Source organism: Arthrobacter glycogeni, from assembly GCF_054511155.1.
This window is the reverse complement of record NZ_JBTNDE010000003.1, coordinates 1-25808: the sequence shown is the minus strand read 5'-3', so window position 1 is coordinate 25808 and position 25808 is coordinate 1. Positions and strand designations below refer to the sequence as shown.

Sequence of the window (25808 nt, the reverse complement as noted above, 5' to 3'; positions counted from 1 at the left end):
TTGCGAACGGCACGATGCCCAGGGCACGGTGCGAAGAACGTCAGGACAAACCCGGCGTTCCTGGACAAAGGAACGCCGGGTTTGCTCTTGAACTACTGCGGCCAGGAGCTTTCGATGGTATCGAGGACCTCCTCGGTCTCCGAGCCGTTGATCCACTCCACGATGCCGCTCCAGAAGGAGTTGGCGCCCACAGCGCCCGGCATCAGGTCGGATGCGTCGAAGCGGAAGACTGTGTCTTCGCTCTGCAGCAACTCGATGGACTGGCGGTCCAGATCGGACGTTGCCACCGATGGGTCAAGTGCAAGGTTGGCGCTGATTCCACTACCCTGGGACACCCTGGCGTTGGCGAATTCGCCGCTGGCCATGAACGACTGGAAAGCGACAACCTCTTCGCGGTCGGCATAGGCAGCGATGATTTCGCCACCACCGGTGATTGCCCCGCCACCAGCTTCAACACCCGGTGTCATGAACGCCCACACGTCGCCGTCTTCAGCTACCACCGTATCTTCAGGCCAGTTGGCAGCCTGGAACGATGCCTGGTGGTGCATAGCGCAAGTACCGTCGAGAACTGGCTGCCCTCCATCAGCGAACGGGGTGGAGAGAATCGATCGCACATCCCCAATTCCGCCGTTGACGTATTCCTCGTTCTTGAGGATGGCGCCCACCGAATCGAAAGCCTCGACGATCGCCGGATCATTGAACGGGATCTCATGGCTCACCCACTGGTCGTAAACCTCCGGACCTGCCTGTCGCAGGACGTAGTCCTCAACCCAGTCCGTCCCGGGCCAGCCAGTGGCTTCGCCGGACTCAAAACCAGCACACCACGGCTTCATGGTGCCGTCGGCCGCGATGTCCTCGGTAAGTGTCATCATCTCGTCAAGGGTCTCAGGTATCTCCCAACCCATGTCCGTGAAGACTGACGGGTCGTACCAGACGTAACCCTTGATGTTGGCGAGCATTGGCGCACCATAGAAGACGTCCTCTACAGTGCCGTAGCCCTTCCAGTCCTCGGACCAATTCTCGTCAACTAGCGCCTCGACCTCGGCGGGCGCGGGTAGGACGTTCCCGCCTGCGACCTCGGCAGCCAGTAGACCGGGCTGCGGGAAGATCGCGATGTCTGGTGGGTTGCCTGCCTGAGAGCGGACGCCGATCTGCGTCTCGAACTCCTTCGAGCCCTCGTACACCACTTCAACGCCTGTGCACTCGGAGAAATCGGCCCAGGAGTTCTCCAGCAGTTCCGCCTCAGTGTCCACGATGGTGGCGTAGACGCTGACTTCAGCGCCATCAAAATTGCCGTAGGTCTCGTACGCCGCGCAATCGGCAGCAGGCTCGTCGCCACCGCCGTCCCCACCGCCGTCGGACCCGCTGCCGCAAGCGGAGAGGCCCAATGTCAGTACGCTCAGTGCCGCGATGGGCAGTAGCGCTTTCTTGGTGCGAAATATCGCCATGAAAAGACTCCTTTGTCTGGCGGTGGCAGCTCACAGAAGGCGCCCCGCCTCAGCGTTTGGTAAAATGAATGTAAGCGCTTACGTACCTCACGACAATACTTTTGTCAGCCCATACACCGTTTGATACCAAATCGTGACGTCCGCTTCACTATCTCGATTTCCCGACGCTCGCACCCAATTTCTCCAAGGAGAGTACATGACCGCCTCGGCACCCGCTGTCAGCCACTCGACCGGCGCTCCGGTCTCCACCCCCTGGTGGGCGGACGCGGTGATCTACCAGATCTATCCGCGCTCCTTTGCTGACGGCAACTCCGATGGCATGGGCGACCTGCCGGGCGTCAGGAGCCGGCTCCCCTATTTGCGGCAACTGGGGGTCGATGCCATCTGGCTGTCACCCTTCTACGTATCCCCGCAGGCGGACGCCGGGTACGACGTCGCCGATTACCGCGACGTCGACCCCCTGTTCGGCACGCTGGCCGATTTCGATTCGATGCTCGCCGAGGCCCATGCGTCAGACATGAAGGTAATCGTTGACCTGGTGCCGAACCACACCTCGGATGAGCACGACTGGTTCAAGGCCGCCGCCGCAGCGGCGCCCGGATCGCCGGAACGCGAACGTTACATCTTCCGGGACGGCTTGGGCGCCCACGGCGAACTGCCGCCGAACAACTGGCAGTCCATCTTCGGCGGCAACGCCTGGACCCGGCTGGAGGACGGGCAGTGGTATCTGCACCTCTTCGACACAAAGCAGCCTGACCTGAACTGGGATAACCCCGAGGTGCGTGCAGAGATGGTCTCGGTGCTGCGGTTCTGGCTGGACCGCGGCGTGGATGGCTTCCGCATCGACGTGGCGCACGGGATGGTCAAGGCCGAGGGACTCCCCGACTGGGCCGAACAGGCGAGCATGATCGACGGCAGTGGCTCGGGCCGGGCCGCAGAATCCGACGAACCGGAAGCGGCCGACCGCGATCTGACCCCGCCTTACTTCGACCAGCCTGGGGTGCATGACATTTACCGGGAGTGGAACAAGGTACTGGCCCAGTACGACGGCGATCGTATGCTGGTTGCGGAAGCCTGGGTTGAACCGGCCGAACGGTTGTTCCGCTACGTCCGGCACGACGAAATGCAGCAGGCGTTCAACTTTGATTTCCTGCTCGCCGGCTGGGACGCCGCCCAGCTAACCGAGAGCATCACCGAGTCCCTGGCTGAGGCCGGGAAGGTGGGCGCGCCGAGCACCTGGGTGTTGTCCAACCACGACACGGTCCGCCACACCAGCCGGTTTGGTCTGCAGGACCCCACCCAGTTCCCCAAGGGGCTGGGCTCCGCCCATGAGCAGCCGGATGAGACGCTGGGCCTCGCCCGCGGCCGGGCGGCCGCCTTGGTCATGCTGGCACTACCGGGATCCGCCTACCTGTATCAGGGAGACGAACTGGGCCTGCCCGAGCACACCACCCTCCCCGACGGCGTCCGCGAAGATCCCACCTTCGCCCGCACCAGCGGCACCGAGATCGGCCGCGATGGCTGTCGGGTTCCCCTGCCCTGGGTCGCGGAAGCGCCGGGGTTCGGGTTCGGGATGTACGACGCCGTGAGCGCGCCTGGCGCGGCCCCCTGGCTACCGCAGCCGTCGAGCTTCGCAGGCTACGCGGCCGACGTCCAGGTGGACGTGGCTGGTTCAACCTATGAGCTGTACCGCAGCGCACTGGGTTTGCGTCACAGCCACGCACTGGGCCGCGGGCTCCTTGAATGGACGCCCTTGAACAGCCCACAGGAAGGGGTCCTCTCCTACCGCAACGGCGCAGTGCTGCTGCTGGCCAACATGGGTGCCAGTACGATCGACCTGCCCCACGATCACCGGATCATTCTGGCCAGTAGCGAGGCAGCCGTCGACGGCGGCCGCCTCACCACGAATGCGTCGGTGTGGCTGGTACCCGCCGACTCCTGACCTCAGCGCACCCGTTCCGTCCGGGTGAAGCGGGTGCGGGCGCCGGAGCTGATACAGATTAGCACCGGCGTCCGGCGTCCAACCAGCAGGTCAAGGGCTTCGACCAGGTCGGTGACCTCGGTGGCCAGCTCATGCGGCGATACCCCCGGCCGTGGAAACACCCTGATCCTCAGGGCCGGTTCACCGTCGAATTCGTAGGTAGTGACCGCCGCGTTCGCCAGGTCACCGCGTTCCTGCAAAGCGGCCTTCAAAGCCTGCTCGGCCACCGCGCCGTTGATCGTGACCCGCCCGGCGTCGTCGTCGGAAACCTCCACGGTGGTCTCCTGCGCCAGCGTTCCGGAACGCCCGCGGCCCTGCGCCGCCACCCAGGCGACCATCAGGATCACCACCAGCAGCATCACCGTCCCCACGACGATCCACAGCCAGCTGTCCTGCTGGCCGGCGAGGGTGGTCCGTTCGAGTACGTCACTGATCGACCGTCTGAGCCCGGCGGCAGCGGATTGCCACCAGGTAGCCACGGCGGGAACCGCCAATAGTGCAACGGCGGCGCCGACCGCCATCAACACCGCACCGAACAGCCCCAACAGCAATCGGTTGAGTACGCGTGGAGTCTGGTTCACTGGCCGATCACTCCCGACGGCGCAACAGCCACCCGCACAGCGGGCACCGGGTCCACCGAAGTCAGCCGCAGTTCGTCCTCGACAACGTCCTGGATACTTCCGACGTCGACGGGCATGCCCGACGTCGGGCGCACCTGCACTTCGACGGCCCGGCGGCCCACCGTCACCATTACCTGGTCAGGGGTTACCCCGGCAGCGATCCGTGCGCGGCGGGCCAGAGCGGAGGCGAGCACCTCGGCGTCGACGATGATTGCGGTGCGCGGGTTGGGGATTGAGTGCCGGGCTCGACGCCCTGGGAGCACCGCGTTGAGGAAAAAGAGCAGGCCGACGAGGAAGACCAGCAGCCCCGCCGACCCCAGAAGCGCCGGTTGGATGGTGCCGGGCAGGGTTCCCAGCCAGTCCCCCGCCTGCCCCGGGCTGGCCAGCCAGGCGTCCTGGCCGGTGGCCTTCAATGCGGCCTCAAACATGACGTACAGGCAGACGAGGGAGATCAGGACGGCGGCGGCGACCGAAGGTAGTGCCCGTGAGGAATGCAGTTCGCGGCGCACCACTTTCCGGGTCAGTTGAGTGATCCGGTCGTTCACCTGACGCGCCCACTCTCGGCCAGCTTGATCCCGGTGATTCTGATATCGACGCGGCTGAGTTGCGAACCGCTCAGTTGTGCCACCCGTTGGAGGATGACTCCTTTTGCCGCGTGGGCGCGGTCCCAGATCGATCCGCCGGCCCCGCTGACCAGCGACGGATCCCTGACGATGCGGGTCAGGGATGGGACGGCAATGGGTACGGCAAGTCGCAGGGCCAGTAAACCCTGATCATCGGACCAGCTCGCCCGGATCTGCTGCGCCGGAATGTCGAAGACGTCGGCAGCGACCGCCCGCGCCGTACTGGTCAGGGCTTGCGTGCTGATCCGGTTGTGCCCGGCCAGCCCCGGAGGTCCGGCGCTCACGAGGACGAGCGTCGACCGGCAAGGGCGTCACGGACGCTGCCCAGGTCCAGTTTACCCTCGGCGACCCTGCCCAGCAGGGCCCCCATTGCAATAAACAGTGCCATGAGGAGGAAGCCCCAGAAACCGAAGGTCAGTGCAGTGAATGCCAGGACGACGCCCAGCGCTATTCCGACTATTGTGGGGGTCATTGTGGTTGCCTAACTTGCTGCGGAACGGGATTTGTCGGGATTCTTGGGGTCATTGAGGCCGGGCACGTGAACATCGGTGATTTCGACGTTCACCTCGATCACCTGCAGCCCGACAAGATCCTGGACCCCTTGATAGACGGCCGCACGGACCTGGTCGGCGACGCCGGTGAGAGGGTGGCCGTACTCGGCCACGAGGACGACGTCCACCGCCACCTGGGTTTCCCCTACCTCGACCTGCACGCCCTGACTCAGGTCACTGCCCCCGACGGCGTCCCGGATGGCGCCGAGCGCGCGCCCGGCCCCGGCCCCAAGGCTGTAAACCCCTGGCACCTTCCGCGCCGCAATGGCCGCGACCTTGGCCACGGCCGGATCTGCAATAGTGGTTCTCCCGCCGGCCGCGTCAGCGTCCCGGGTGATGGCCTGCGATCCTCCCGGAAGTTGCTCCGGGGCAGTTTCCGGTGAATGATCAATCGGTCGGTGGCTGGGCGGTGGTATCCGGTTCTCATCCATCTGCAGAGCACCCCTTTCGTTGTGTTCAGCCTAACGGTTACCCGCTCAGGAAGGGGCGGTCGCTAACGGGCAGTCGGCGGCAACTACCTAAGGGACTTGTTGCAGTGCTGCTGGAGCCAGTCCTCGATCGGTTCGACGGCCTCCCGGAAAGCGCTTTCGTCGAAGCTTCCCCCATCCTCGGTGCTGGCCGTAACGACATCCTGCAGCCGATCGAAGTCGCTGGCGAGCGCCTTCGGGACCATGGCTTGCACGTCGTCGATCTGGTCGTGGAGACGTTCAACAGTTTCGTCGTCGGAGCCCCCCATGAAGCTCAGCGGGGCCAGGAGGATTGATGACACCCCGGCGGCCACGATGACGCAGTCCTTGGTGCTGGTATTGGCGTCCTCCGTTTCGCTGACATCCGACGGCGACAAGGAGGACGCGTCCCCTCCCGCGGAGCTCGGAAGCGCGTCCGGGGACGGATCGGCGGCTTCAGCGGTGGGGGTCTCCGCAATGATCTCGGGGAGTTCGATCGCAGTGCCAGCTGTCTCCGGGACGGCGGCTCCGCAGCCGGAGAGTGACAATGCCAGTGCACACCCGGCACCTGCTGCGACACGCGATCTCAACACCCAAAGAACTCCTGATCCGGCTGGCTTCCCACTGACACGTTACTTAACGCGTGAGCGCCCCGGTCTTCTCCTTGACCGGGGCGCTTTTTCTTGCGGGTGCTCGATGCCCGATTAGGCGGTCGTCTTCTTCCGCAGTGAGAACCGGCCGGTGTCGGGAAGCGCGAGCTTGAAGACCTTCGCCCAGGTGGAGGCCACCTGCTTGGGAAGCGGACCGGTGGTGTACGGCAGGCCGTAACGGTTGCAGATTTCCCTGACCTTCACTGCCACTTCGGCATACCGGTTCGATGGCAGATCGGGGAAGCAGTGGTGTTCGACCTGGTGCGACAGGTTGCCGGTCATCAGGTGCATGAATTTCGAGCCGGAGATGTTGGCTGAACCAATCATCTGGCGGACGTACCAGTCACCGCGGGTCTCACCTTCAACCATCTCCTCGGTGAACGTGTCAGTACCCTCGGGGAAGTGTCCACAAAAGATGACCGCGTGCGCCCAGACGTTGCGGATCGCGTTGGCGGCGAGGGTCCCGTACAGGGCCTGCTTCCCTGACCCGGTCAGCATGGCGACGGCCGGTGTGGCAGCGTAATCCTTGGTGAATTGCTTCACTGCCTTGACGCCAACCGCCTTGAGGTCCCGTGACATATCCTCCTTGGACTTCAAACCCTCCTGGTACTCGGGGATCTCCAGGTCGTAGAGCGCGATTCCCCATTCAAAGACCGGGGCCAGGATGGCGTTGTACAGCGGGTTGCCCAGGTTGAAGGGGGTCCACGGCTGATCCGCGTCCATCCGCAGGAGGTTGTAGCCGACGTCGCGGTCCTTGCCGACCACGTTGGTCCAGCGATGGTGAAGGTCATTGTGGGTGTGCTGCCACGACCTGGCAGGGGTGACGAAGTCCCACTCCCACGTGGTGGAGTGGATGTCGGGATCCCGCATCCAGTCCCACTGCCCGTGCAGGACGTTGTGGCCAATCTCCATGTTCTCAAGGATTTTTGCGACGCTGAGCATTGCCGTGCCGGCCACCCAGGCGGCCTTGTTGCGTCCCACCAGAAGCGAGGCACGGCCGGCGATTTCCAATCCACGCTGCACCTTGATGACCCGTCGGATGTACGCCGCGTCAGTGGCTCCGCGCTTGGCCAGCACCTCGTCGCGAACCGCATCGAGCTCCCGGCCCAGCTCCGCGACCTGCTCGTCGGAAAGATGAGCCGCGGCCGGTGGCCGCACCAACGGGTGCCCAGTAGCGGCGAGCGCCCCGGGACGGGTAACTGCGGGCTTGGTTTCGGTGCGTTCAGTCAGTGTCGTCATACGGTGGTGCTCCTTAAAGGTCCAGATTGACGGGTCCGGCGGCTGCCGAAACGCACGTCTGAATTAGTTGGCCAGGTTCCCCATGAACTTCCCCCGTGCGAAGATCACGTACCTGGCCGGCACGCAACGGGGTGAGACAACTATGGCAAATACCCATCCGGCATCCGCTGGGCATCAGCACGCCGGCGTCTTCGCCGACGTCGAGCAGTGGTGTATCGCCGTCGGCCTCGACCTCGCGGTCGGACGCCTCAAACTGGACCAGTCCGCCGTCGTGCCCCTCGCCGCCGGCGAGGTTGGTACTGAACCGTTCGATGGTAAGGGTGTTCCGCTCCGTGGCCGCCTCGCCCGCCGCCAACGCGGGCTGGGCCGCCCAGAGCGCCTCGGCCTCGTCAAGGAATCCTTCGGGGCCGCAAGCGTACGCCGCCCGGTCCCGCCAGTCCGGGCACAGCTCGCCGAGGTCGGCGTCGGAGCCGAAGTCCAGCCTGCCTCGTTCGCCGGTGAACAGGTGGGTGACTCGAAGGTTCGAAAACTGGTCGGCCAGTTCGTTCAGCTCTTCACGGAACAGGCTGTCGCTGGGGGTCCGGGCCGAGTGGATCAGGACGACGTCGGCATCGGGGCGGCGCGGAACCAGGGTGCGGACCATGGACATCACCGGGGTGATCCCACTGCCAGCCGTAAGCATCAACAGGGGGCGGGGATGCTCGGGGAGCACGAACTCGCCCTGTGGGGGTGCCAGGAAGAGGACATCGCCCGGTTTGGTGCTGCGCACCAACACCCCGGAAACCGCTCCGGCATCCGTGACGGTGATGGCCGGGTCCGCCCCGGCGGCGGCGCTTAGCGAGTAGGAACGCCAGTGGCGGACACCGTTCAGTTCCACACCGATCCGCGCCCATTGGCCAGCCTGATGCGCCGTCCACCCCCGTCCGGGATGGAAATGGATAGTGACCGAGTCAGGAGTTTCGGACACCACTTTAGTAACCACACCGCGCAGCTGACGACTCGAGTACACCGGGTTGAAGAGACCAAGAATATCTTCTGCGGTGAGAGGAGTGGTGAGGACGGATGCGGCGCGGGCCAACCGACGGAGCCGAATCATGCTCCTATTCTAGAATATTCCTGACGCCAGTTCTTCTAGCAGGACATACGATTGAGTTGAGTAAACTATCCCGTCGAAACAATTCTCGAGGCATTCCATGAGTTCCACACCGCCTGCCGCCGCGAGTAATGCGTTGGAACCGCCCTGGCTGGCCCTTCCGGAGGAGATCAGCGCCCTGCTGCGGCCGATGATGCCCGGGGTGGTCGAGGCAATCATTGAAGCGGTGCCACAACTGGTTCCGACCTACGCCCGCCCCATTGAGGGCAGGTTTGGTAGAGGTCTACGGCGAGGCGTCGCCGTCGCGCTTGAACGCTTCCTGCAGCTACCCGGTACCAGGTTGCCCGCCCTGTCCGAGGAGAGCAGACAGTTGGTGGCCGGGCTCGGCAGTGGCGAGTTCCGGCAGGGGCGCAGCATGGATGCGCTGCTGAGCGCCTACCGGATGGGTGCGCGGGTGACCTTCCGTGAGATGTCGCGGATCTCGATGAAGCAGGATCTGGGTCTTGACGTGGTGGTGAATCTGGGTGAATCAATCCTCGCGTACATCGATGAGTTATCTGCCGTGAGCGCAGAGGCTTATGCGTATGAGCAGTCCGAGCGTGCTGGAGCTGTTGACCGACGGCGGACCGAACTGCTGGAACTGCTGCTGCTGGGGCAAGCCGATGAGGCGGCGCTGCGGCAGGCGGCGTCGATGGCTGACTGGGCGTTGCCCGCGCGGCTGACGGTGGTCACGCTGCCCCTCGACCGGGCCGCCGGGCTGCGCCGTCAGCTCGATCCTGGTTCCCTCCTGGTCGAGCGGGAGACTGATGCGGTTGTTCTGATTCCCACGCGAGATACCCCGCTGGCGCGTCGGCAGCTGTCGGCGGCGTTGGAGGGGCGGTCAGCGGCCGTCGGCCCGGCCTGCGGTTGGGAGCGAGTCCCCGATTCGCTGCGCCTGGCGGTCCTGGCCGCCACTGTGTTCCCGACGCGCGAGGGGGCGGCGGACCCGCCAGTCTGGGCTGACGAACATCTAGCCGAGGTGATTCTCAGCGCCGAACCGACAGCGATCACCGAGCTGGCCCAACGGCGGCTGGCGCCGTTGGACGAAATGCGTCCCGCCCAACGGGAGCGGCTGGTGCAGACTTTGCTGTCCTGGCTCAAGCACTGGGGGCAGCGCGCCCCCATCGCCGCTGAGCTGCAGATTCACCCCCAGACGGTGGGCTATCGGCTGGCCCAGCTCCGGGAGGTATTCGGTGACGACCTTGAGAACCCGCAGGTCCGGTTCGAGTTACAGCTGGCGCTAAATGCCGGCCGTCGGTGAGGACGAATTGACGCAGCCTCTGTCAGCCGACCCAAATATAAACTAAGGTTACTTATGAGATTGCGGGACGTGTCGGATAGATTCGACCCAGCAGTTCCTTCCATGGGAACCCTTGGACGATCAGACAGGAGCACCATCATGAAGAACAAACTTGTATTCGCAGCAGGCATGGCCGCCGGCTATGTGCTCGGCTCGCGTGCCGGCAGGGAGAGCTACGACAAGCTCAAGACCAAAGCAGACGAACTGTGGAATAACCCGAAGGTCCAGGAGACCGTCGCCGACACCGCTTCCACCTTGAAGCACAAGATACCCGAGGTACAGGAACAGGCTGGCGACGCCGTCAAGAAGACCAAGGAGTCGGTCACCGGTGCACTCCACCGCAGCGACAAGACGCACGACGTCAAGGGCGCAACCACCGGCCCCAGCGGCGGCAACCCCGCCAAGGTCGAGGACACGCCGTTCCAGAATCAGGACGACGCTACCCGCCCCGACACCGTCTAGGAGCAGGCGTTGGCGTTGGCGTTGGCACACTCCCTGACGCCTGATATTCGAGCACATCGACCAGTAGACGGGTACGGCACCATGAGCAATGAAGATTCCAAAGCCACCAACCGCGAGGACGTCGAGGGCGAATCTGCAGGCGCGCAGAAGAAAGCTTCGGGCACGTCCAGCGAGGAGGGCTCATCGCGCACCGAGTCTCCGGTGGAGGACATCAATGCAAGCCCCGAGGGGCTCAAAGATGCTCCAGCCCTTGAAGAAGACGAAGACAGCGTCGTTGCTCCGGAAAATAGCTGATCTCAGAGTCAGCAACGAAAAACCCCGCAGCCCCCGTATAACGACTGGGGACTGCGGGGTTTTTGTTGTCTAATCCAAGATCATCAGATTTACGGGAGTTTCAGTTCATTCAGCATCACGCTGCATCACGTCGTTTACCGCGAAGCGTGGGCAGAACGATCTCCTGTGATGGGTTAGAAGAGAGGGTCTTGGTTGCTTTCAGCAATGTCCTCCTCCTTTATAAGTAGATCCATGAACCTAGTGTTTATGAATATTCTTTCCCGGCCTGTCCTGAAGTCCCGCAGAACACCCTTTGCGGTCAGAGTGTTAAGCCAGTTCGTCGCAGTTGGGCGCGATACATGACACTGCTCCATCACGTTAGAGATCCGGCAGTAGGGCTGCTCGAATAGGACATCCAGCAGGCCCACGTGCCCGCCACCCGAGATGGATTCCCCTATCTCGCTCTTCATAGTGGTGTGCAGATCCGTGATTGCGTCTATCTTTTTCAGTGTGGATAGTGAGGTTTGGTGAACAGACTCAAGCATGTAGGAAACCCAGGGGATCCATTCGTTACTAGCGGTCACGCCAAGAAGCCGCTGGTAGTAGTCATTTTTGTTCATGCTGATGAATCGGGATAGGTAGAGGACCGGAGAGTCGAGAAGACCAGCCGCAACTAGCATCAACACGTTGAGAACACGGCCGGTTCGACCGTTACCGTCTTCGAAGGGGTGGATGGCCTCGAACTGATAGTGCGCGATTGCCATCCTGACCAACGGATCAAAGCCCTTGCTGGCATTGACGAAGAATTCCCAGTCGCTCAACTTCGCGTTGATGAGGTCATAGCCTTCAGGTGGGGTATATATAGCAACCTGAGTCTTTGGGTTTCCAATGTAGGTCGCAGAGGTGCTGCGAACGTCCATAGTGTGCTTCTTGATAATCGAGCACACTTCTTTCGCAGTAGTGGTAGTGACAACACCTCGTTTCTGAACCATCGTGAAGCCCTCAAATAAGGCAGTCCTGTACCGCAGAGCTTCTCTGGTTGCCGAAGTCGCGGCGGTTCCATCTTGAGCATGTAGGAAGAGTTCGTCGGTAGTAGTGACGATGTTCTCTACTTCTGAGCTTGCCTGTGCCTCTAGCAGCGGAATCGCATTGATGAGCACTGAAGGATTGGTCATTGACCTCGTCGCCTGATTCAAGGCCGCAAGGGCTGCCCGGGCTTCGATGGTCAGTTTGAGGATCGCCTTTGTCTCTATGTCCGGTGCGGGCGGAAGTGGTGGCAGATCGTTATGCGGCGCATCAGCGCTCCAGATGGACATGTAAAAATCTATCAACAGGGGATAAACATGTAAAGAATCGGGGGTTTTTTTACATGTTGCGGGGACGTGTAATCCCCTATGTATGGATTATCCACAGGCTAAGTCGTGGCAGGGAGACTACGGCGATGTGGTGCTGTTTTTCGCGTATACCGGGTGCGGTGGGGTGAGATGGCCGGCCTGAAGGTAGGGCGCCTAGACATGTTGCGGCAGCGCGTCGCTGTCGTCGAGACAGTCTCAGAACCACGAGGGACTATTGTCCGGAGTACACCGAAGAACCATAAAGGTCGTTCAGTACCGTTCCCTGAGTTCCTCAGCGAGATCCTGGCGAAACGCTGCGAGAACAAGAAGAGGGAAGACCTGGTCTTCACTTCCTCCGAAAGCGTCAGTTTTGCGCGGCGCAAACTTCAGGCGGTAACACTTCGACGCGGCGGTGACGAGCCGCGTGAAGTCGGACCCCGATTTCCCGAAGATCAGCCCTCGCGACTTGCGCCACACTGCGGCTTCACTTGCCGTTAGTGCTGGGGCGACCGTGAAAGCTGTTCAGCGGATGCTCGGACATAAGTCCGCTGCGATGACTTTGGATGTGTACGCCGATCTCTTCGACGACGATTTGGATGCAGTCGCGGTCATGCTGAATCACGGTGCTATATCTGCGAATGTGGGCAAAATGTGGACAGAAGGGCAGAACGCTTTAAATAGCGAAGCCCCCAGATTGCGGTAAATTCCTGCAATCTAGGGGCTAAATGCTGGTGGCTCCGACCGGCGTCGATCCGGTGACCTTTCGATTTTCAGTCGAACGCTCTACCAACTGAGCTACAGAGCCGTGCAACTATCCTACGACAGTCACCGCGGTCGACCAGCCGAGACTGGGAAACCTGAGCGACCCTGACGGGACTTGAACCCGCGACCTCCGCCGTGACAGGGCGGCGCGCTAACCAACTGCGCTACAGGGCCTTGCTTTTTCGCAAGAGTTTTAGCCTACCAGCATCTCTGCCGCTTTCTGACCGCCTCGAAAAGCTTCGAATTGATCTACTCTTGCGTACCCCCAACGGGATTCGAACCCGTGCCGCCGCCGTGAAAGGGCGGTGTCCTAGGCCGCTAGACGATGGGGGCCAGGACCACATTGGGCAAACAATTTTCCCCTGCTGTGGACCTATAAAACTATAGGGCCTGCGTCGCGATTCCACAAAACGGAACTCGGCCCAGGGTCGACCCAACCCACCGGTACAGTCGACTATGTGCCCATCGAAATGACCCTCGAAGACTTCGAGTCTGCAGTGGATAACGCAATCGACCAGATTCCCGAGAACCTCGTGCGCATGATGAGCAACGTAGCGATCTTCGTCCGCGAGGAATACGAGCCAGGCCCCGGCGAGGACGCCGATACTGAACTGCTTGGACTCTACGAGGGCACCCCCCTCACCGAACGCGATTCCTGGTGGGAGGCGGGTTCCCTGCCGGACAGCATCAGCATCTTCCGCCAGCCTCTCCTCCGTCACTGCGAGACCCGGGAGGAACTCATCGAGGAAATCCTCATCACCGTCATTCATGAGGTGGCGCATCACTTTGGGATTGACGACGCGCGGCTGCACGAGCTGGGCTGGGGATAAGGTCCAACTCGCATCCGCGGGCCCCAACAGCGGATACTTGACCTTATGCACGCGCACGATCACGGATTACCCCAGGGGACGGCTACCGGGAGGCATCGCCGACAGCTGATCGTCGTCGTCATCATCACCCTGGCAGTTGTCCTTGTGCAGGTGGTGGGAGCCATCTGGTCCGGGTCCCTTGCACTCCTCGCCGATGCTGGCCACATGCTCTCCGACGCGGCGGGGGTCACCATTGCCCTCTTTGCCTCCTGGATAGCCACCCGCCCCGCAACCCGGCGGAGTACCTACGGATATCAGCGGGCCGAAGTCCTCGCTGCTCTGGCAAATGCCATCATCCTGGCGGTCATCGCTGTCGTGATCCTGATCGAAGCGCTGCGCCGCTTCAACACGAGCCCTGACATCCGCTCCGACGTCATGATTGTCACGGCGCTGGTTGGAGCGGGAGCCAACCTCGCCTGCTTGCTTATCCTCCGGCGGGGACAAGCGGAAAGCCTCAACCTCCGCGGCGCCTACCTGGAGGTGCTGGGCGACCTGCTGGGCTCAGTGGCCGTCATCATCGCCGCCGTCGTTATTGCGACGACCGGCTACCTCCCCGCCGATGCCCTCGCGTCGATAGCTATCGCCCTGATGATCCTGCCGCGGGCCTGGAGTCTCCTGCGGGACGTGATCAACGTGCTGCTTGAGTCGGCCCCCAAGGGTGTTGACTCCGAGATGATTCGCAGCCATATTCTTGGGGTTCGCGGCGTGGTGGGCGTTCACGACATTCACGCCTGGACCATCACCTCCGGGGTACCGGTGTTCTCGGCGCATGTTGTGGTGGACGGCGCAACACTCAATGCCGAGGGGGTGGATCAGGTGCTGGACCGGCTAACCCACTGCCTCCGTGACCACTTCGATACCCAACACTGCACGTTTCAGCTTGAGCCAGCCGAGCACGCAATCCACGAGAGCCGCCAACACGCCTGATCTAACGGGCAGAACGCGACACGCCGCACCACAACACGACCAAATGACACCAATGTTGTTTATGGTACTTGTGTGACCAGTGTTGCTAAAGTGACATACATCCCCTTATTGTCGTGACTGTTGTGTAATACGTCGCGCGAGGATTTGGGGAATAGTGCAGTCATCAGGAAAGCGGCGCATGCCCTCCTTGAAAGCCGTCGGCGTCCTTGCCGCGGCTGTCCTGCTCAGCGGCGTCGGCCTCACCCCGTCGGTCGCGGCGCCCACCACGGACGTTACCCCCGCAGCAGTGATCCCCACCCCGGCAGAGATCGCCGGCGCGTTGGACAGTACGACGGCGAAGGCCGCCCTGGTCAGTGAGATTGAGGGAATCCTCGCAACAGCAACATCAAACCTTCAGGATGCCCAAACGACCGCGATGCAGTCCCAGGGTGCGTATATCGACGCTCTCGCTGTCCTCGAGGAACGACGCGCGACCGCTGTTGCCACCACGGCGCTCGCCGAGGCGGCAGCATTGACCCACGACGCCGCGTCAGTCCAAGTGGGGCAGCTGGCTGGCGACCTGTACCGCTCGGGCGGGGTCACTCCCGGCATGACCATGCTCCTCAGTGGCGAGAACCCCGATGAAATCATGGCGCGGGCTTCCACGGTGTATGGACTGTCAGCAAACCGCGCGACCACTTTTACCAACGCCCAAACCGCAGCCAAGACCTGGGAAGCGCTTCGCCTAGACGCTGCGGCAGCCCGGCAGGCGGCGGCAGACGCAGCCGAGATAGCCCAACTGGCTGGCGAAGACAATCAGCGGGCCACCGATGCGGCAGCACGTCAGGTCGAGGACCGGCAGGCCGAGCGCTCCATCTTGGTTGACCAGCTCGCGTCCCTCCGCAACACCACCGCGGCGCTTGAAGAGCAACGCATCTCCGGGCTGGAGGCCCAGCAGCGCGAGCTGGAGCTCGCCAAGATCATCGCCGAATCTGAGCGCGTCGCGAAGGCCGCCGCAGCGCAACGGTCCAACGACACTCCGGTTGGTGTGCAGCAGTCCATGCCCGCCACCATCCTTCCGCCAGCCCCCGCTGCCGAGGCATCAGCCCCAGCGCCAAGCGCATCAGCGGTTGACCGGCCCGTAGCGCCACCGGCGCCGGCGCCCGCGCCCACCACTCCGGCACCGGCGCCCGCGCCGACCACTCCGGCCCCCGTACCGGAGCCGCCCAGCGCACCCTCGCCTCGCCTCCCGGCACCGGCACCGGCACCTGCGCCCCCGGCACCCGCTCCGGCCCCCGCTCCTGCGCCCCCTGCACCGGCTCCTACTCCAGCTCCGGCGCCTGTGCCCCCTGCACCCACTCCGGCACCAGCTCCTGCACCGCCTCCCTCGAACGGTGGCTCGGTCTCAGCAGCAATCAGCTTCGCCATGTCGAAGACCGGCTCGCCAAACTTTTACCAGGGGGGTGGATCCGGCCCGCGAGGCTTCGACTGCTCAGGGCTGGTCCAGCAGGCCTTCGCTTCAGCCGGCATCTCCCTACCGCGGGTGGCCACCGCCCAGTACGCAGCAAGCTCCAATCACGTCCCGCTCGCCCAGGCACAGCCCGGTGATCTGGTGTTCTGGGGTTCGCCCGGGAATTTCTACCACGTCGGTATTTACCTCGGCAACAACAAGGTGGTCAACGCGCTCAACGAGTCGCAGGGCATCCTGGTCACCGACTTGGCGCACATGGGTGGAATGCCTAACCTGTACCCGATGGTCGCCAGGTTCTGACCCAACGGCTCCGGGCCTCGCGGCCCGGACCGACAATCTACCTCAGGTCTACCCGCAGGGATCCGGCTGCCCTGGACTAGCTCGTCGGGGCAACCATCGGTCCGAAGTTCTCGCGATCAAGCAGCCGCGGATCGTTGCTGTCCGGAACCACGAGCACCGGCCCCTTGGCGTGATGAAGCACACCCTGGCTCGTTGAGCCCAGCAGCATTCCTGCAAACCCGCCCCGTCCTCGCGTCCCCACCACCAACAGCTCCGACGTGCGCGAGTTCTCAATCAGCACCTCAACCGGTGGGCCATCGAGTAGCTCGACTGAGATCTCCAGACCCGGGAAATGGCTTTGCAGCCAAGCCTTCCCCGCGTTCAAGGAGATGCGGATGTCGACGTGGAGTGCTTCACGGTCCAACGGCGCGGGAACCCAGGCCAGCGATCCGGTAAAGGGGGGCAATGAGCAGACCACGCGCAGCGGCATTCCCCGCGAGGCGGCCTGCTCCGCGGCAGCGAGCGAAGCCATCCGGGCCTGCTCCGAGCCGTCAACTCCGACCACCACTACGTGCTCCACTTCAGCCGCCGTGACGCCGGGTTCCCCTTTCGTCTTGGGTGGTTCGACTCCCGAGTCGCCGAAACGGCGTGCAGCGCAGAGCGGAATCACTACTGTCGGACATTTGGCGTGGGCAGGCACCGCGCTGCTGACCGAACCCAGAAGGCGCCCAACGAATCCTCCCCTGCCGCGGGATCCCACAACAATCAGTTCGGCTTCCTCCGACAGTTCGAGTAGAACACCAGCTGCATCGCCGGATTCGACTCGCGGGTCGATCTCGACGTGAAGTCCTCCGACTCGAGCGACGGCCTGATTCAGGACCGCTTGGGCACCCTCGCGGATGACGGCGTCGTCGATCGTGGCATAGCCGGCGTCCATGCTGGATGCGGCGAAAACCGGAACCGTGTAGGCGGTAACAATGCTCAGACGGGTGCCCCTGCGGGCCGCCTCGTGGGCCGCCCAGACGAGGGCGCATTGACTCTGGTCGGAGCCGTCGACGCCGACCACTACCCCGCTGCCGTAGAGACTGCTAACGCCATTCTCGGACTGTGCCTTTTCCATGTCCACTCCTCTCTACGATCGCAAATTCCTGCGTCCGGTCGGCGATCGGAAGGCGCCGTCGAACTATTTCAAAGCCTACTCTCCCGCACAGGACTATTCACCGTGGGCAAAGTTATATAGGCTTCTGAGAAATCGTTACTTGTTCGATCCGCAGTTGGTTTGGAAGGGTAACGAGGTGAGCTTGGTTGACCCGTTCGCAGCCAAGTTTCCGCACGGCCCGGAAGAGGCGCTGGGCCGTGCGGAATTACTCCTTACCCCGGAGGTTTAACCTGTGATTTTGCCGTTGCCCGGACTCGTGGCCACGCGCTCAGACGCGCACGGCGGTGCGGAGCTCACCACCACAGTGGTCATCGGGTCGGGACTCCCCGGGTTGGCTGTCGCCAGTGAGCTCAGCCGACGGGGCATCGAATCCATCGTTGTTGAGTGCGTGGAGTCAGTTGACACGGGCCAGTTGTCCCGGACGGTCATGACAGATTCGGTTTCCCTGTCAGAGCGAACCGAATTGCTCCGGCTCCTGCGCGGCTATGCGACCAGCCATTCGCTGGACATCCGGCACAGCACGATCGCCGAGAATGTCTGCGTGGTCGGTCATTCGCAACTGCTGCCCGCCCCGGTGCTGGGCTCCAAGAAATGGGCCGTTCAGACCGGTAGCGGTGTCTTACTGGCAGATCATGTGGTTTTGACCAAGTACCCCCAGAATCAACTGCGCCGGTTCCTCCTGTCCCTTGGCCTCGCAGTGGGACACGACCTCAAGACAGCGGCGCAGGCAATTGGCCTGCACCTGGTGGGGGTTGGTGAACTTCTCAGCCCCACTACCCGCGACATTGTCCGGCAGGCGAAGCTGGTGAGCACGCTGATCGTCCAACATCCGTCGCTGCTGGCCGCGCCGCGGGCACTGGGCGCTTGAAGGCTTACTGACTATCCAGCGGGAGTATTACGAGTCGGCTCCATGCCGCAACTTCTTGCGGGCGGTGACGGCCAGAACCACGGCTAGTGCGATCAGAACCACCACCATCCCCACGATGCTCCAGGGGAAGTCCCCGTCGGCTGTCTGCTCAGCCTGCTCTATTTCGATTGGCCCCTGCGTTCCTACCGAGGCGCCAGGGGTCTGCCCGGCACTCGCGGCGGCCGCCGTGAACGCGAAGGTGCCTTCAATAGGATGAGAGTCCGAGGAGACCACCCGCCAGTTGACTGTGTAGTCGCCTGCCGGAGCGCCCACCTTGACGGGCTGGCTTGCCACACGGTCGACGATCGAGACGTCTCCCTGCGCCCAGTTCTCGCCGCTTGCGTCGAGAATCTCCACCTCCGAGCCGATTCCCGACGGGACGCTCGAGAACGTCAACTCCACCACCGCCGGGAGTACCTCAATACTCGCGCCGGGCTCGGGATTGCTACCGGCCAGCTCGTCGTGGGCGTTAGCGGCCGGGGCGGAACCGAGAGCGGCCATCAGTGCGACCATCAGCATCGCCGCGAGCTGGGTCGGAACCCTAAGGAAAGAATGGCCGACGGCATTTGCGGCAGCGGGGTAGGTGGTACTCATGCATTAACTCTACGTGCAGGGGCTGCCAGCTGGCTGGGAGGGCCTGCACCACACCCGCTCCGCCTGCAAGTTGCCGTCGTTGGAGGACACCCGAATAGCGGTTCAGCGGCTCATCGCGGACCGCCACTCCCTATGGGTAACACACCTAGCCCTCGCGGACGTGGTCAAGCCGGACAGCGGCGTCCGAGATATCCACCCCGCCTGACCACACCGACCCCACCTGACCACCTTGCTCACCGGGAGGACGACGACGTCACACGGGCGCCCTGACCGCGAGCAGCGGATAGACTCATCCCGCAGACCACCCCATCGTTCGAGGAATGACCATGCTCAAAAAGGGTTCCACACTGGACCGCTATTTCGAAGTCTCACAACGCGGCAGCACCTACGCACGGGAAATCCGCGGCGGGGTGGCCACCTTCTTCGCCATGAGCTACATCGTGGTCCTGAACCCCTTGATCCTCGCAGGCGCCGACTCCTCGGGTGCGGAACTGGGATTCGAGCGGGTCGCGGCTGTCACTGCCCTCGTGGCGGGAATCCTCACCATCGTGATGGGCGCCTGGGCCAAGTATCCGTTCGCTCTCGCCACCGGGCTCGGCGTGAACGCGTTCGTCGCCATCACCGTCGCCACCAACCCTGAGCTGACCTGGCCCCAGATGATGGGCCTGGTCGTGCTGGCCGGCCTCACCATGCTAATCCTGGTCCTCACCGGATTCCGGACAGCAGTGTTCAACGCCGTCCCGGAGAGCCTGAAGACCGCCATCGTCGTGGGCATCGGCCTGTTCATCGCGTTGATCGGACTGGTCAATGCCGGTTTCGTCCGCCGGGTACCGGACGTCGCCCAAACCACGGTCCCGGTTGGTCTCGGCTTCGAGGGTGCCCTGCTGGGCTGGCCCACTCTGGTGTTTGTGTTCGGCTTGATCCTCACCATCGCCCTCGTGGTCCGCAAAGTACGCGGCGGAATCCTGATCGGCGTCATCGCCTCCACCATCCTCGCCGTCGTGGTCGAGGCCGTGGCTAATGTGGGACCCAGCGTTGGGCCTGACGGCGCCAACGCGCAGGGCTGGTCACTGGTGGTTCCCGAACTTCCGACCGGGTCCTGGGTGGGCATACCGGATCTGTCGCTGATCGGAAACGTGAGCCTGTTCGGGGCCTTCAGTTCCATCGGAGCCACCGCTGCCCTGCTCCTAACCTTCACCATCCTGCTGAGCATCTTCTTCGACGCGATGGGGACCATGGTGGGCCTGGCCAATGAGGCGAAACTTGTCGATGAGAAGGGCAACATCCCCGGCGTCAACCGGGTCCTGATCGTCGATGCCCTGGGCGCAGTTGCCGGCGGCGCCGGGTCGGTCTCCTCCAACCAGATCTACGTCGAGTCCGGCGCCGGCATCGGTGAGGGCGCCCGCACCGGTATCGCCAACATTGTCACCGGTGTGTTGTTCCTGCTGGCAATGTTCTTCACCCCGCTGATCTCGCTGGTGCCTTTCGAGGCGGTTGCCCCGGCCCTCGTCGTCGTCGGATTCATGATGGTGGCGCAGGTGGGCAGGATCGACTGGGAGGACTGGGGAGTCGCGATCCCGGCGTTCCTGACCTTCATCCTGATGCCATTTACCTACTCCATCGCCAACGGCCTGGGCGCCGGGTTCATCGCTTATGTCCTGGTACGCACCTTCCAGGGCCGGGCCCGGGAGATCCACCCGCTGATGTGGGCTGTTGCGGGCGCTTTTGTAGTGTTCTTCGGGATCGGGCCGCTCGAACTGCTGCTGGGCCTGCGCTAAACCAGAGCTGGCACCTAAGCCGGAGTCTGGGCTGGCGCCTAAAGCAGGCGCCAGTCCGGACTCCGTGGGTCAGCGGGCCGACCAACCGCCGTCCATCACGTAGGACGACCCGGTCACCATGCCGGCGGTGTCTGATGCCAGCCAGCACACCAACCCGGCCACCTCTTCCGGCTCCACCATCCGCTTGATGGCACTCTCGGTCAGCATGATGGTGGACAGCACATCGTCCTCGCTGATCCCGTGGAGCCGTGCCTGATCCGCGATCTGGTTCTCAACCAGCGGGGTCCTGACGTAGCCGGGATTCACGCAGTTACTGGTGACCCCGTGTGGCCCGCCCTCAAGCGCAGTCACCTTGGACAGGCCCTCCAGGCCATGCTTCGCTGAGACGTAAGCGGATTTGAACGGTGACGCCCTCAGCCCGTGGATCGAGGACAGGTTGATGACCCGCCCAAACCCCCTGCTGTACATTCCGGGCAGCACAGCCCGGATCAGCAGGAACGGAGCCTCCAGCATGAGCGTGTGGATGCGTCGGAAATCCGCCGGATCGAACTCGTGGATGGGGCTGACCGTCTGGATTCCGGCGTTGTTCACCAGGATGTCGACGTCGAGGGTCAGTTCCTCCAGTGCGCCGGTCTGCAGGAGGTCAACCGACCACGGTTCGCCGCCGACCTCCCGCGCGAGGGCCGCAGCGCCGTCGCCGTCGCGGTCGGCGACGATTACGTAGGCCCCCTGCGCGGCCAACAGGCGAGCTGTGGCGGCCCCAATCCCGCTTGCCGCGCCGGTGACCAACGCCCGGCGTCCCGCGAGGGGGCGAGCCAGCGTAGCGCCCGCGTCCCGGGCCGGCGCTACGCCGTCGTCGGTCTGTGTTGTCTGCGCCATGGGTCAGCTGTCCTTCAGGACCTTGATGCCGTGCCGCTCGGCGTCCTCGGCGTCGACGTCGCGCAGGGAGATGCCCTTGGTTTCGCGGAGCGTGACGACGGCGATGGCGGTCACCACACAGGCGCCCAGGACGTATAGGGCGACACCCACCCACGAACCGGTCTCCTGCAGAATGGCAGTGGCGATGATCGGAGCCATCGAGCCGGCGATGATCGAGGTCACCTGGTAGCCGAGGGAGACACCCGAGTAACGCATCCGGGTGGGGAACATTTCCGCCATGATGGCCGGCTGGCCCGCGTACATCAGCGCGTGAAAGCACAGCCCGATGGTGACGGCCAGGATGATGATGACCGGGTTCTGGGTGTCGAACATCGGGAAGGCGAAGAACGCCCACGTTGAGCCGAGGATTGCCCCCGCCAGGTACACGGGCTTGCGGCCGAAGCGGTCGGACAGCCGGCCCACCTGCGGTATCACGAGGAAGTGGACCACGTGGGCGATCAGCAGGGCGAGGAGCAACTGGCTGGTGTCGTACTCGTGAACAGTCTTCAAGTACACGATCGAGAAGCTGACAATGATGTAGTAGAGGATGTTCTCGGCAAAGCGCAGGCCCATGGCGCCGAGGATCCCCCTGGGGTACTTTCTGACAACCTCAAGCACGCCGTAGTTGATCGACTTCTCGCGTTCAACCTGCTCGCGGGCCTCAAGGAAGATGGGCGCCTCACTGACGTGCGTCCGAATGTAGTAGCCAATCGCCACGATGACCGCTGACAGCCAGAACGCTACCCGCCAGCCCCACGCGAGGAATTCGTCCTCGGGGAGGATGAAGGACATGGTCAGGAGCACCACAGTTGCCAGCAGGTTTCCTACCGGGACCGCGGCCTGCGGCCAGCTGGCCCAGAATCCACGGGACTTGTTGGGACTGTGCTCGGCTACCAGCAGAACAGCGCCACCCCATTCACCGCCGACGGCGAAACCCTGGACGAAGCGCAGGACCACCAGCAGGGCTGGCGCCCAGTAGCCGATCGAGTTGAAGCCGGGCAGGCAGCCCATCAGGAAGGTGGCAACGCCCACCAGAACGATGGTCACCTGCAGGGTGTGCTTGCGGCCGAGCTTGTCGCCAATCTGGCCGAAGAAGATTCCACCGAGCGGCCGGGCAATGAAACCGACGGCGTAGGTCAGGAACGCCGCGATGATGCCATCCAGCGGGGTGGCTGCGTTGGGGAAGAACACCACCGCGAAGACCAGGGTGGCAGCGGTGGCGTAGAGGAAGAACTCGTACCACTCGACGACTGTTCCCACCATTGAGGCGGCGACGACCTTTTTGAGTCCAGAGGTTTCGGTCCGGTCCTGACCGGATTGAGTGGAGCGTTGATTGACGCTCATGACGATCTCCTTCTGCGTCGGCGGTGACACCTGAATGACTGGGGGTGCTGTGACTGCTGTCACTTCCTGGCAACCTCATTGAGTATCCCTGCAGATTACCTGTGCTTCAATGACCACATCCGCACCGCGAACCTGCGAAAATGCAGAGATGTGTGCACTGAATCCCGCCGATCTGCTGATCCTGCTGGCCGTTTCGCGTACCGGACGGTTCACGTCGGCGGCCGAAAGCCTGAACCTGAACCACACCACCGTGTCGCGCCGCGTCACTGCGCTGGAGAAAAGCCTGGGTGGGCACGTCCTCGTCCGTGCCAGCGGGGGATGGGAACTGACCCAGCTGGGCGGCAGGGCGGTGGCCGCCGCCGAGCGGGTCGCTGCCGCGCTGGCGATCCTGGCGGGCGACGACGACGACAGCCCGGTTGCCGGCGTCGTCCGGATGAGCGCCACCGATGGGTTCAGCGCCTACATTGCCGCGCCCGCGTTCGCGAGGCTCCGGCGCCAGCATCCACGGCTGACGATCGAGATTGTTGCGGCAACCCGCCGTGCGTCGCAGACCCGCAGCGGCCTGGACCTTGAGGTGGTGGTCGGCGAACCGCAGGTGCACCGGGCGGAAGCCCTGCGGCTGGGCGAATACATGCTGGGCCTCTACGCCTCACAGTCCTATCTCGCTGAGAATCCTGCACCACTGACCATTGACGAGGCTTCCGTGCACCCGCTGGTCTACTTCATCGACTCGATGCTGCAGGTGGACAGCCTCGACGCCCCCCGACGGTTACTGCCCACCATGAAGGACTCGCTCAGCTCGACCAACGTCTTCGTCCATGTGGAGGCTACCCGGGCAGGCGCCGGACTTGGGCTGCTGCCCTGCTTCATGGCCGACCGGCACGATGATCTGGTCCGGCTGCTCCCCAAGGTGATCGCCGAGCGGCTGGGGTACTGGCTGGTGGCCCGGCCGGACTCGCTGAGGCAACCGGCTGTCGCGGCGGTCGTCGCCGCCCTGAGGGATGCGACCACGGCCTACGAGGATGAGTTGCTGGGTAGGCCTGGCCCGGCAACCGCATCCGCTGCCGCATCCGCATCCGCATCCGCTGGAACCTACTGATCGAAGAGCACCTGCGCCCCGTTGCAGAACTTCCTGACGCGGGCATCGTCCCAGGCCTGGGCGGGCACGCCTCCCCCGAGCAGCACCCGTGCCAGCCCCGGGTCCTGGGCCAGGGGGACGTCGCTGCCCGCGATAATCACGTTGCCGTACCGGCGCCCCTTCAGCATCGCCGGGTCGGCGACGATCGCTGTGTGAGCGAAGACCTCCCCAATAGTCGCGGCTTCCCGGCGCGCGCCAGCAAGATCCGGTGAATCACCGCAGTTGACCAGGTACAAGCCATCGTCGCTAAGCACCCGCTTGGCGTGCTGGGTAAACTCAAGGGTGGTCAGCGGCTGCGGCGTCATACTGCCGGCAAACACGTCACGGATGATCACGTTCCGGCTGCCTCCGGTCAGCGACTCGGTCACCGCGCGGGCCTCCCCCACCCTGATCCGTACCAGCGGCGCCCGCGGCAGATCAAACCAGTCACGCACCAACCCGGCGAGCCTGCCGTCGAGTTCCACGACTACCTGCCGGGCTGCTGGCACCGACGCAGCGAAATACCGCGCCAGTGAACAGGCTCCGCCGCCCAGGTGGAGGACACGCAGGGGCCCGTCGTCGCGCCGCTCCGATTCGACCAGCGCCGCGATCCACCGCATGTACTCGAAGTCCAGGCGCAGGGGGTCGCTGAGATCGATGTGGGAACTCGGGACACCGTTGACTTTCAGGATCCACCCGTTGGGGTTGAACGGGTCCGGTTCCACCTCGCACGTGCCGGTATCGATGTCGTAGGTTCCCGCGACCGGACCGGCCTCGGCACTATCCGGCCGCGCCTTTGAGTTGCCGGGACGTGCCGGCCGTTGCCTGCCCATTAGTGGCGCACCATCCGCTTCTCCAAAAGTTCCGAGCCCTCGGTGGTGACCTTCCGGTGGGCACCATCGGCAACGAACCGGTGCCGCTGATAGAAGGCGACGGCACGATGGTTGACCGCCAGCACCCACAGGCTCGCCGCCCGGTCGCCGAGCACCTCGCCCAGCAGCGCCGGCCCTACCCCGACGCCGTACACCCGCCGCAGCACATACAGGAAGTACAGCTCACATCCAGTCAGGTCGGCGTCGCGGGAAGATCCGGCGAGCGCCAACCCCACCAAGTCGCCGTCGTCGTCAACGGCCACCGTCCAGGGCGCGCCCGCCTCGATCTGACCGCGTCGCTCAGCGGTGTCGCGTGCGGAGCGGGCGTCGCGGCGATCGAAGAACTCCGCCGGCCCGAGGTGGCCGTAGGCTTCACGCCAGGCGCGGTTATGCAGCGCCACCAGCGCACCGGCGTCGTCGGGGTGGGCCCGCCTGATAATCACGTTCATGACGACCCGCCGCGGACCATGCGGATCTCAGTCTGGTCGTTCCAACCGGTCGACAACCGCTCCCGGGCCCCGTCCGGTTCGAACCCGAGTTTCCGATAGAAGGCGGTGGCCCGGGCATTGGTTTCGAGCACCCACACGAAGGAGGAGGAAGTTCCGATCGCCGCGTGGACCAGTAAGCGGCCCAGCCCCGACCCGTAGGCCTCGGCCAGCACGTAGACCATATAAAGCTCGGTTGCGGGGGGGGGGGGGGGGGGACCGGCGGGCCCCCCCACCCCACCCACCACCACCCCCACCCCCCCCCCCGAGCCCCCCAACGACAAGGGG

The 25808-nt window shown here is 63.8% G+C and carries 28 protein-coding genes and 3 tRNA genes; 11 read left to right on the top strand and 20 right to left on the bottom strand.

Annotated features, from left to right (window positions below; genetic code table 11):
- Positions 1 to 92: 92 nt before the first annotated feature.
- Positions 93 to 1448 carry an ABC transporter substrate-binding protein gene (locus ACX80O_RS02780; protein ID WP_459332463.1) on the bottom strand — a complete coding sequence of 452 codons (1356 nt, stop codon included), beginning with the start codon at positions 1446 to 1448 and terminating at the stop codon, positions 93 to 95.
- Positions 1449 to 1644: 196 nt separating this feature from the next.
- Here ACX80O_RS02780 and ACX80O_RS02775 point away from each other — a divergent pair, with 196 nt between their 5' ends.
- Positions 1645 to 3390 (top strand): glycoside hydrolase family 13 protein, encoded by a 1746-nt coding sequence (locus ACX80O_RS02775; protein ID WP_459332462.1) that lies wholly within the window; start codon positions 1645 to 1647, stop codon positions 3388 to 3390.
- 2 nt (positions 3391 to 3392) lie between these two features.
- Here the strand turns inward: ACX80O_RS02775 and ACX80O_RS02770 are convergent, their stop codons facing one another.
- The 8 genes from ACX80O_RS02770 to ACX80O_RS02735 all read right to left on the bottom strand — a co-directional run bounded on the left by ACX80O_RS02770 (position 3393) and on the right by ACX80O_RS02735 (position 8654).
- Positions 3393 to 4010 (bottom strand): Asp23/Gls24 family envelope stress response protein, encoded by a 618-nt coding sequence (locus tag ACX80O_RS02770; RefSeq protein WP_459332461.1) that lies wholly within the window; start codon positions 4008 to 4010, stop codon positions 3393 to 3395.
- Complete coding sequence (locus ACX80O_RS02765) at positions 4007 to 4594, bottom strand: DUF6286 domain-containing protein (protein WP_459332460.1); 588 nt, start codon at positions 4592 to 4594, stop codon at positions 4007 to 4009. Before ACX80O_RS02765 ends, ACX80O_RS02770 begins: the two co-directional genes overlap by 4 nt.
- The gene (locus ACX80O_RS02760; protein ID WP_459305987.1) at positions 4591 to 4956 is read right to left on the bottom strand and encodes a hypothetical protein; all 366 of its coding nucleotides are present in this window, start codon (positions 4954 to 4956) and stop codon (positions 4591 to 4593) included. Before ACX80O_RS02760 ends, ACX80O_RS02765 begins: the two co-directional genes overlap by 4 nt.
- Positions 4953 to 5144 (bottom strand): DUF2273 domain-containing protein, encoded by a 192-nt coding sequence (locus ACX80O_RS02755; protein WP_459305989.1) that lies wholly within the window; start codon positions 5142 to 5144, stop codon positions 4953 to 4955. The genes ACX80O_RS02760 and ACX80O_RS02755 overlap by 4 nt, the downstream gene beginning before the upstream one ends.
- A gap of 9 nt (positions 5145 to 5153) precedes the next feature.
- Positions 5154 to 5654, bottom strand: coding sequence for an Asp23/Gls24 family envelope stress response protein (locus ACX80O_RS02750; RefSeq protein ID WP_459332459.1), 501 nt, complete (start codon positions 5652 to 5654; stop codon positions 5154 to 5156).
- A gap of 83 nt (positions 5655 to 5737) precedes the next feature.
- Positions 5738 to 6262, bottom strand: coding sequence for a hypothetical protein (locus ACX80O_RS02745; protein ID WP_459332458.1), 525 nt, complete (start codon positions 6260 to 6262; stop codon positions 5738 to 5740).
- Between the two features lie 111 nt (positions 6263 to 6373).
- Positions 6374 to 7558: a fatty acid desaturase family protein gene (locus tag ACX80O_RS02740; protein WP_459305994.1), complete on the bottom strand. Its 1185-nt coding sequence runs from the start codon at positions 7556 to 7558 to the stop codon at positions 6374 to 6376.
- A gap of 13 nt (positions 7559 to 7571) precedes the next feature.
- Positions 7572 to 8654 carry a ferredoxin reductase gene (locus ACX80O_RS02735; protein ID WP_459305996.1) on the bottom strand — a complete coding sequence of 361 codons (1083 nt, stop codon included), beginning with the start codon at positions 8652 to 8654 and terminating at the stop codon, positions 7572 to 7574.
- A gap of 97 nt (positions 8655 to 8751) precedes the next feature.
- Here ACX80O_RS02735 and ACX80O_RS02730 point away from each other — a divergent pair, with 97 nt between their 5' ends.
- The 3 genes from ACX80O_RS02730 to ACX80O_RS02720 all read left to right on the top strand — a co-directional run bounded on the left by ACX80O_RS02730 (position 8752) and on the right by ACX80O_RS02720 (position 10746).
- Positions 8752 to 9951 carry a PucR family transcriptional regulator gene (locus tag ACX80O_RS02730; protein ID WP_459332457.1) on the top strand — a complete coding sequence of 400 codons (1200 nt, stop codon included), beginning with the start codon at positions 8752 to 8754 and terminating at the stop codon, positions 9949 to 9951.
- 138 nt (positions 9952 to 10089) lie between these two features.
- Positions 10090 to 10452 (top strand): YtxH domain-containing protein, encoded by a 363-nt coding sequence (locus tag ACX80O_RS02725; RefSeq protein WP_459332456.1) that lies wholly within the window; start codon positions 10090 to 10092, stop codon positions 10450 to 10452.
- 81 nt (positions 10453 to 10533) lie between these two features.
- On the top strand, positions 10534 to 10746 hold the full coding sequence (locus tag ACX80O_RS02720; RefSeq protein WP_459332455.1) for a hypothetical protein: 213 nt from the start codon (positions 10534 to 10536) through the stop codon (positions 10744 to 10746).
- A 173-nt stretch (positions 10747 to 10919) separates the two neighbouring features.
- Here ACX80O_RS02720 and ACX80O_RS02715 read toward each other — a convergent pair whose 3' ends face one another.
- A complete protein-coding gene (locus tag ACX80O_RS02715) occupies positions 10920 to 12041 on the bottom strand; it encodes a Fic family protein (protein WP_459332454.1) in 1122 nt (373 codons plus the stop codon).
- Between the two features lie 430 nt (positions 12042 to 12471).
- Between ACX80O_RS02715 and ACX80O_RS02710 the strand changes: the two genes are divergently transcribed.
- The gene (locus tag ACX80O_RS02710; protein ID WP_459332453.1) at positions 12472 to 12762 is read left to right on the top strand and encodes a tyrosine-type recombinase/integrase; all 291 of its coding nucleotides are present in this window, start codon (positions 12472 to 12474) and stop codon (positions 12760 to 12762) included.
- Between the two features lie 26 nt (positions 12763 to 12788).
- Here ACX80O_RS02710 and ACX80O_RS02705 read toward each other — a convergent pair.
- The 3 genes from ACX80O_RS02705 to ACX80O_RS02695 all read right to left on the bottom strand — a co-directional run bounded on the left by ACX80O_RS02705 (position 12789) and on the right by ACX80O_RS02695 (position 13154).
- Positions 12789 to 12864, bottom strand: a tRNA-Phe gene (locus ACX80O_RS02705).
- A 57-nt stretch (positions 12865 to 12921) separates the two neighbouring features.
- Positions 12922 to 12995 (bottom strand) — tRNA-Asp (locus ACX80O_RS02700).
- 86 nt (positions 12996 to 13081) lie between these two features.
- Positions 13082 to 13154: transfer RNA gene (locus ACX80O_RS02695), tRNA-Glu, on the bottom strand.
- A 137-nt stretch (positions 13155 to 13291) separates the two neighbouring features.
- On the opposite strand from ACX80O_RS02695, the gene ACX80O_RS02690 reads away from it, so the two are divergent.
- From ACX80O_RS02690 to ACX80O_RS02680, 3 genes are all read left to right on the top strand, one after another.
- The gene (locus ACX80O_RS02690; RefSeq protein ID WP_459332574.1) at positions 13292 to 13651 is read left to right on the top strand and encodes a metallopeptidase family protein; all 360 of its coding nucleotides are present in this window, start codon (positions 13292 to 13294) and stop codon (positions 13649 to 13651) included.
- Positions 13652 to 13696: 45 nt separating this feature from the next.
- Complete coding sequence (locus tag ACX80O_RS02685) at positions 13697 to 14617, top strand: cation diffusion facilitator family transporter (RefSeq protein WP_459306004.1); 921 nt, start codon at positions 13697 to 13699, stop codon at positions 14615 to 14617.
- 178 nt (positions 14618 to 14795) lie between these two features.
- Positions 14796 to 16367, top strand: coding sequence for a C40 family peptidase (locus ACX80O_RS02680; RefSeq protein ID WP_459332452.1), 1572 nt, complete (start codon positions 14796 to 14798; stop codon positions 16365 to 16367).
- 76 nt (positions 16368 to 16443) lie between these two features.
- Here the strand turns inward: ACX80O_RS02680 and ACX80O_RS02675 are convergent, their stop codons facing one another.
- Positions 16444 to 17466, bottom strand: coding sequence for a universal stress protein (locus ACX80O_RS02675; RefSeq protein WP_459306007.1), 1023 nt, complete (start codon positions 17464 to 17466; stop codon positions 16444 to 16446).
- A 295-nt stretch (positions 17467 to 17761) separates the two neighbouring features.
- Between ACX80O_RS02675 and ACX80O_RS02670 the strand changes: the two genes are divergently transcribed.
- Positions 17762 to 18373 carry an FAD-dependent monooxygenase gene (locus ACX80O_RS02670; RefSeq protein WP_459332451.1) on the top strand — a complete coding sequence of 204 codons (612 nt, stop codon included), beginning with the start codon at positions 17762 to 17764 and terminating at the stop codon, positions 18371 to 18373.
- Positions 18374 to 18400: 27 nt separating this feature from the next.
- Here ACX80O_RS02670 and ACX80O_RS02665 read toward each other — a convergent pair whose 3' ends face one another.
- Positions 18401 to 19006 carry a copper resistance CopC family protein gene (locus ACX80O_RS02665; RefSeq protein ID WP_459332450.1) on the bottom strand — a complete coding sequence of 202 codons (606 nt, stop codon included), beginning with the start codon at positions 19004 to 19006 and terminating at the stop codon, positions 18401 to 18403.
- 326 nt (positions 19007 to 19332) lie between these two features.
- On the opposite strand from ACX80O_RS02665, the gene ACX80O_RS02660 reads away from it, so the two are divergent.
- Positions 19333 to 20784 carry an NCS2 family permease gene (locus ACX80O_RS02660; protein WP_459306232.1) on the top strand — a complete coding sequence of 484 codons (1452 nt, stop codon included), beginning with the start codon at positions 19333 to 19335 and terminating at the stop codon, positions 20782 to 20784.
- Between the two features lie 69 nt (positions 20785 to 20853).
- Here the strand turns inward: ACX80O_RS02660 and ACX80O_RS02655 are convergent, their stop codons facing one another.
- Positions 20854 to 21663, bottom strand: a complete 810-nt coding sequence (locus ACX80O_RS02655) for a 3-hydroxybutyrate dehydrogenase (RefSeq protein WP_459332449.1) — start codon at positions 21661 to 21663, stop codon at positions 20854 to 20856.
- 3 nt (positions 21664 to 21666) lie between these two features.
- Positions 21667 to 23046 carry an MFS transporter gene (locus ACX80O_RS02650; protein WP_459332448.1) on the bottom strand — a complete coding sequence of 460 codons (1380 nt, stop codon included), beginning with the start codon at positions 23044 to 23046 and terminating at the stop codon, positions 21667 to 21669.
- 148 nt (positions 23047 to 23194) lie between these two features.
- On the opposite strand from ACX80O_RS02650, the gene ACX80O_RS02645 reads away from it, so the two are divergent.
- Positions 23195 to 24145, top strand: a complete 951-nt coding sequence (locus ACX80O_RS02645) for a LysR family transcriptional regulator (RefSeq protein WP_459332447.1) — start codon at positions 23195 to 23197, stop codon at positions 24143 to 24145.
- On the opposite strand, the gene ACX80O_RS02640 is transcribed toward ACX80O_RS02645, so the two are convergent.
- The 3 genes from ACX80O_RS02640 to ACX80O_RS02630 are packed head-to-tail and all read right to left on the bottom strand — an operon-like array spanning position 24139 to position 25765.
- Complete coding sequence (locus ACX80O_RS02640; RefSeq protein ID WP_459332446.1) at positions 24139 to 24996, bottom strand: spermidine synthase; 858 nt, start codon at positions 24994 to 24996, stop codon at positions 24139 to 24141. The two genes, ACX80O_RS02645 and ACX80O_RS02640, sit on opposite strands and share 7 nt — an antisense overlap.
- The gene (locus ACX80O_RS02635; protein ID WP_459306020.1) at positions 24996 to 25484 is read right to left on the bottom strand and encodes a GNAT family N-acetyltransferase; all 489 of its coding nucleotides are present in this window, start codon (positions 25482 to 25484) and stop codon (positions 24996 to 24998) included. The genes ACX80O_RS02640 and ACX80O_RS02635 overlap by 1 nt, the downstream gene beginning before the upstream one ends.
- The gene (locus ACX80O_RS02630; RefSeq protein WP_459332573.1) at positions 25481 to 25765 is read right to left on the bottom strand and encodes a GNAT family N-acetyltransferase; all 285 of its coding nucleotides are present in this window, start codon (positions 25763 to 25765) and stop codon (positions 25481 to 25483) included. Before ACX80O_RS02630 ends, ACX80O_RS02635 begins: the two co-directional genes overlap by 4 nt.
- Positions 25766 to 25808: the final 43 nt, after the last annotated feature.

Bases quoted from the DNA above. Each gene is read 5' to 3' on its own strand.
- ACX80O_RS02780 (WP_459332463.1), bottom strand. From the start codon at position 1,448: ATGGCGATATTTCGCACCAAGAAAGCGCTACTGCCCATCGCGGCACTG.
- ACX80O_RS02775 (WP_459332462.1), top strand. From the start codon at position 1,645: ATGACCGCCTCGGCACCCGCTGTCAGCCACTCGACCGGCGCTCCGGTC.
- ACX80O_RS02755 (WP_459305989.1), bottom strand. From the start codon at position 5,144: ATGACCCCCACAATAGTCGGAATAGCGCTGGGCGTCGTCCTGGCATTC.
- ACX80O_RS02750 (WP_459332459.1), bottom strand. From the start codon at position 5,654: ATGGATGAGAACCGGATACCACCGCCCAGCCACCGACCGATTGATCAT.
- ACX80O_RS02740 (WP_459305994.1), bottom strand. From the start codon at position 7,558: ATGACGACACTGACTGAACGCACCGAAACCAAGCCCGCAGTTACCCGT.
- ACX80O_RS02735 (WP_459305996.1), bottom strand. From the start codon at position 8,654: ATGATTCGGCTCCGTCGGTTGGCCCGCGCCGCATCCGTCCTCACCACT.
- ACX80O_RS02730 (WP_459332457.1), top strand. From the start codon at position 8,752: ATGAGTTCCACACCGCCTGCCGCCGCGAGTAATGCGTTGGAACCGCCC.
- ACX80O_RS02725 (WP_459332456.1), top strand. From the start codon at position 10,090: ATGAAGAACAAACTTGTATTCGCAGCAGGCATGGCCGCCGGCTATGTG.
- ACX80O_RS02720 (WP_459332455.1), top strand. From the start codon at position 10,534: ATGAGCAATGAAGATTCCAAAGCCACCAACCGCGAGGACGTCGAGGGC.
- ACX80O_RS02715 (WP_459332454.1), bottom strand. From the start codon at position 12,041: ATGTCCATCTGGAGCGCTGATGCGCCGCATAACGATCTGCCACCACTT.
- ACX80O_RS02690 (WP_459332574.1), top strand. From the start codon at position 13,292: ATGACCCTCGAAGACTTCGAGTCTGCAGTGGATAACGCAATCGACCAG.
- ACX80O_RS02685 (WP_459306004.1), top strand. From the start codon at position 13,697: ATGCACGCGCACGATCACGGATTACCCCAGGGGACGGCTACCGGGAGG.
- ACX80O_RS02680 (WP_459332452.1), top strand. From the start codon at position 14,796: ATGCCCTCCTTGAAAGCCGTCGGCGTCCTTGCCGCGGCTGTCCTGCTC.
- ACX80O_RS02675 (WP_459306007.1), bottom strand. From the start codon at position 17,466: ATGGAAAAGGCACAGTCCGAGAATGGCGTTAGCAGTCTCTACGGCAGC.
- ACX80O_RS02665 (WP_459332450.1), bottom strand. From the start codon at position 19,006: ATGAGTACCACCTACCCCGCTGCCGCAAATGCCGTCGGCCATTCTTTC.
- ACX80O_RS02660 (WP_459306232.1), top strand. From the start codon at position 19,333: ATGCTCAAAAAGGGTTCCACACTGGACCGCTATTTCGAAGTCTCACAA.
- ACX80O_RS02655 (WP_459332449.1), bottom strand. From the start codon at position 21,663: ATGGCGCAGACAACACAGACCGACGACGGCGTAGCGCCGGCCCGGGAC.
- ACX80O_RS02650 (WP_459332448.1), bottom strand. From the start codon at position 23,046: ATGAGCGTCAATCAACGCTCCACTCAATCCGGTCAGGACCGGACCGAA.
- ACX80O_RS02645 (WP_459332447.1), top strand. From the start codon at position 23,195: ATGTGTGCACTGAATCCCGCCGATCTGCTGATCCTGCTGGCCGTTTCG.
- ACX80O_RS02640 (WP_459332446.1), bottom strand. From the start codon at position 24,996: ATGGGCAGGCAACGGCCGGCACGTCCCGGCAACTCAAAGGCGCGGCCG.
- ACX80O_RS02635 (WP_459306020.1), bottom strand. From the start codon at position 25,484: ATGAACGTGATTATCAGGCGGGCCCACCCCGACGACGCCGGTGCGCTG.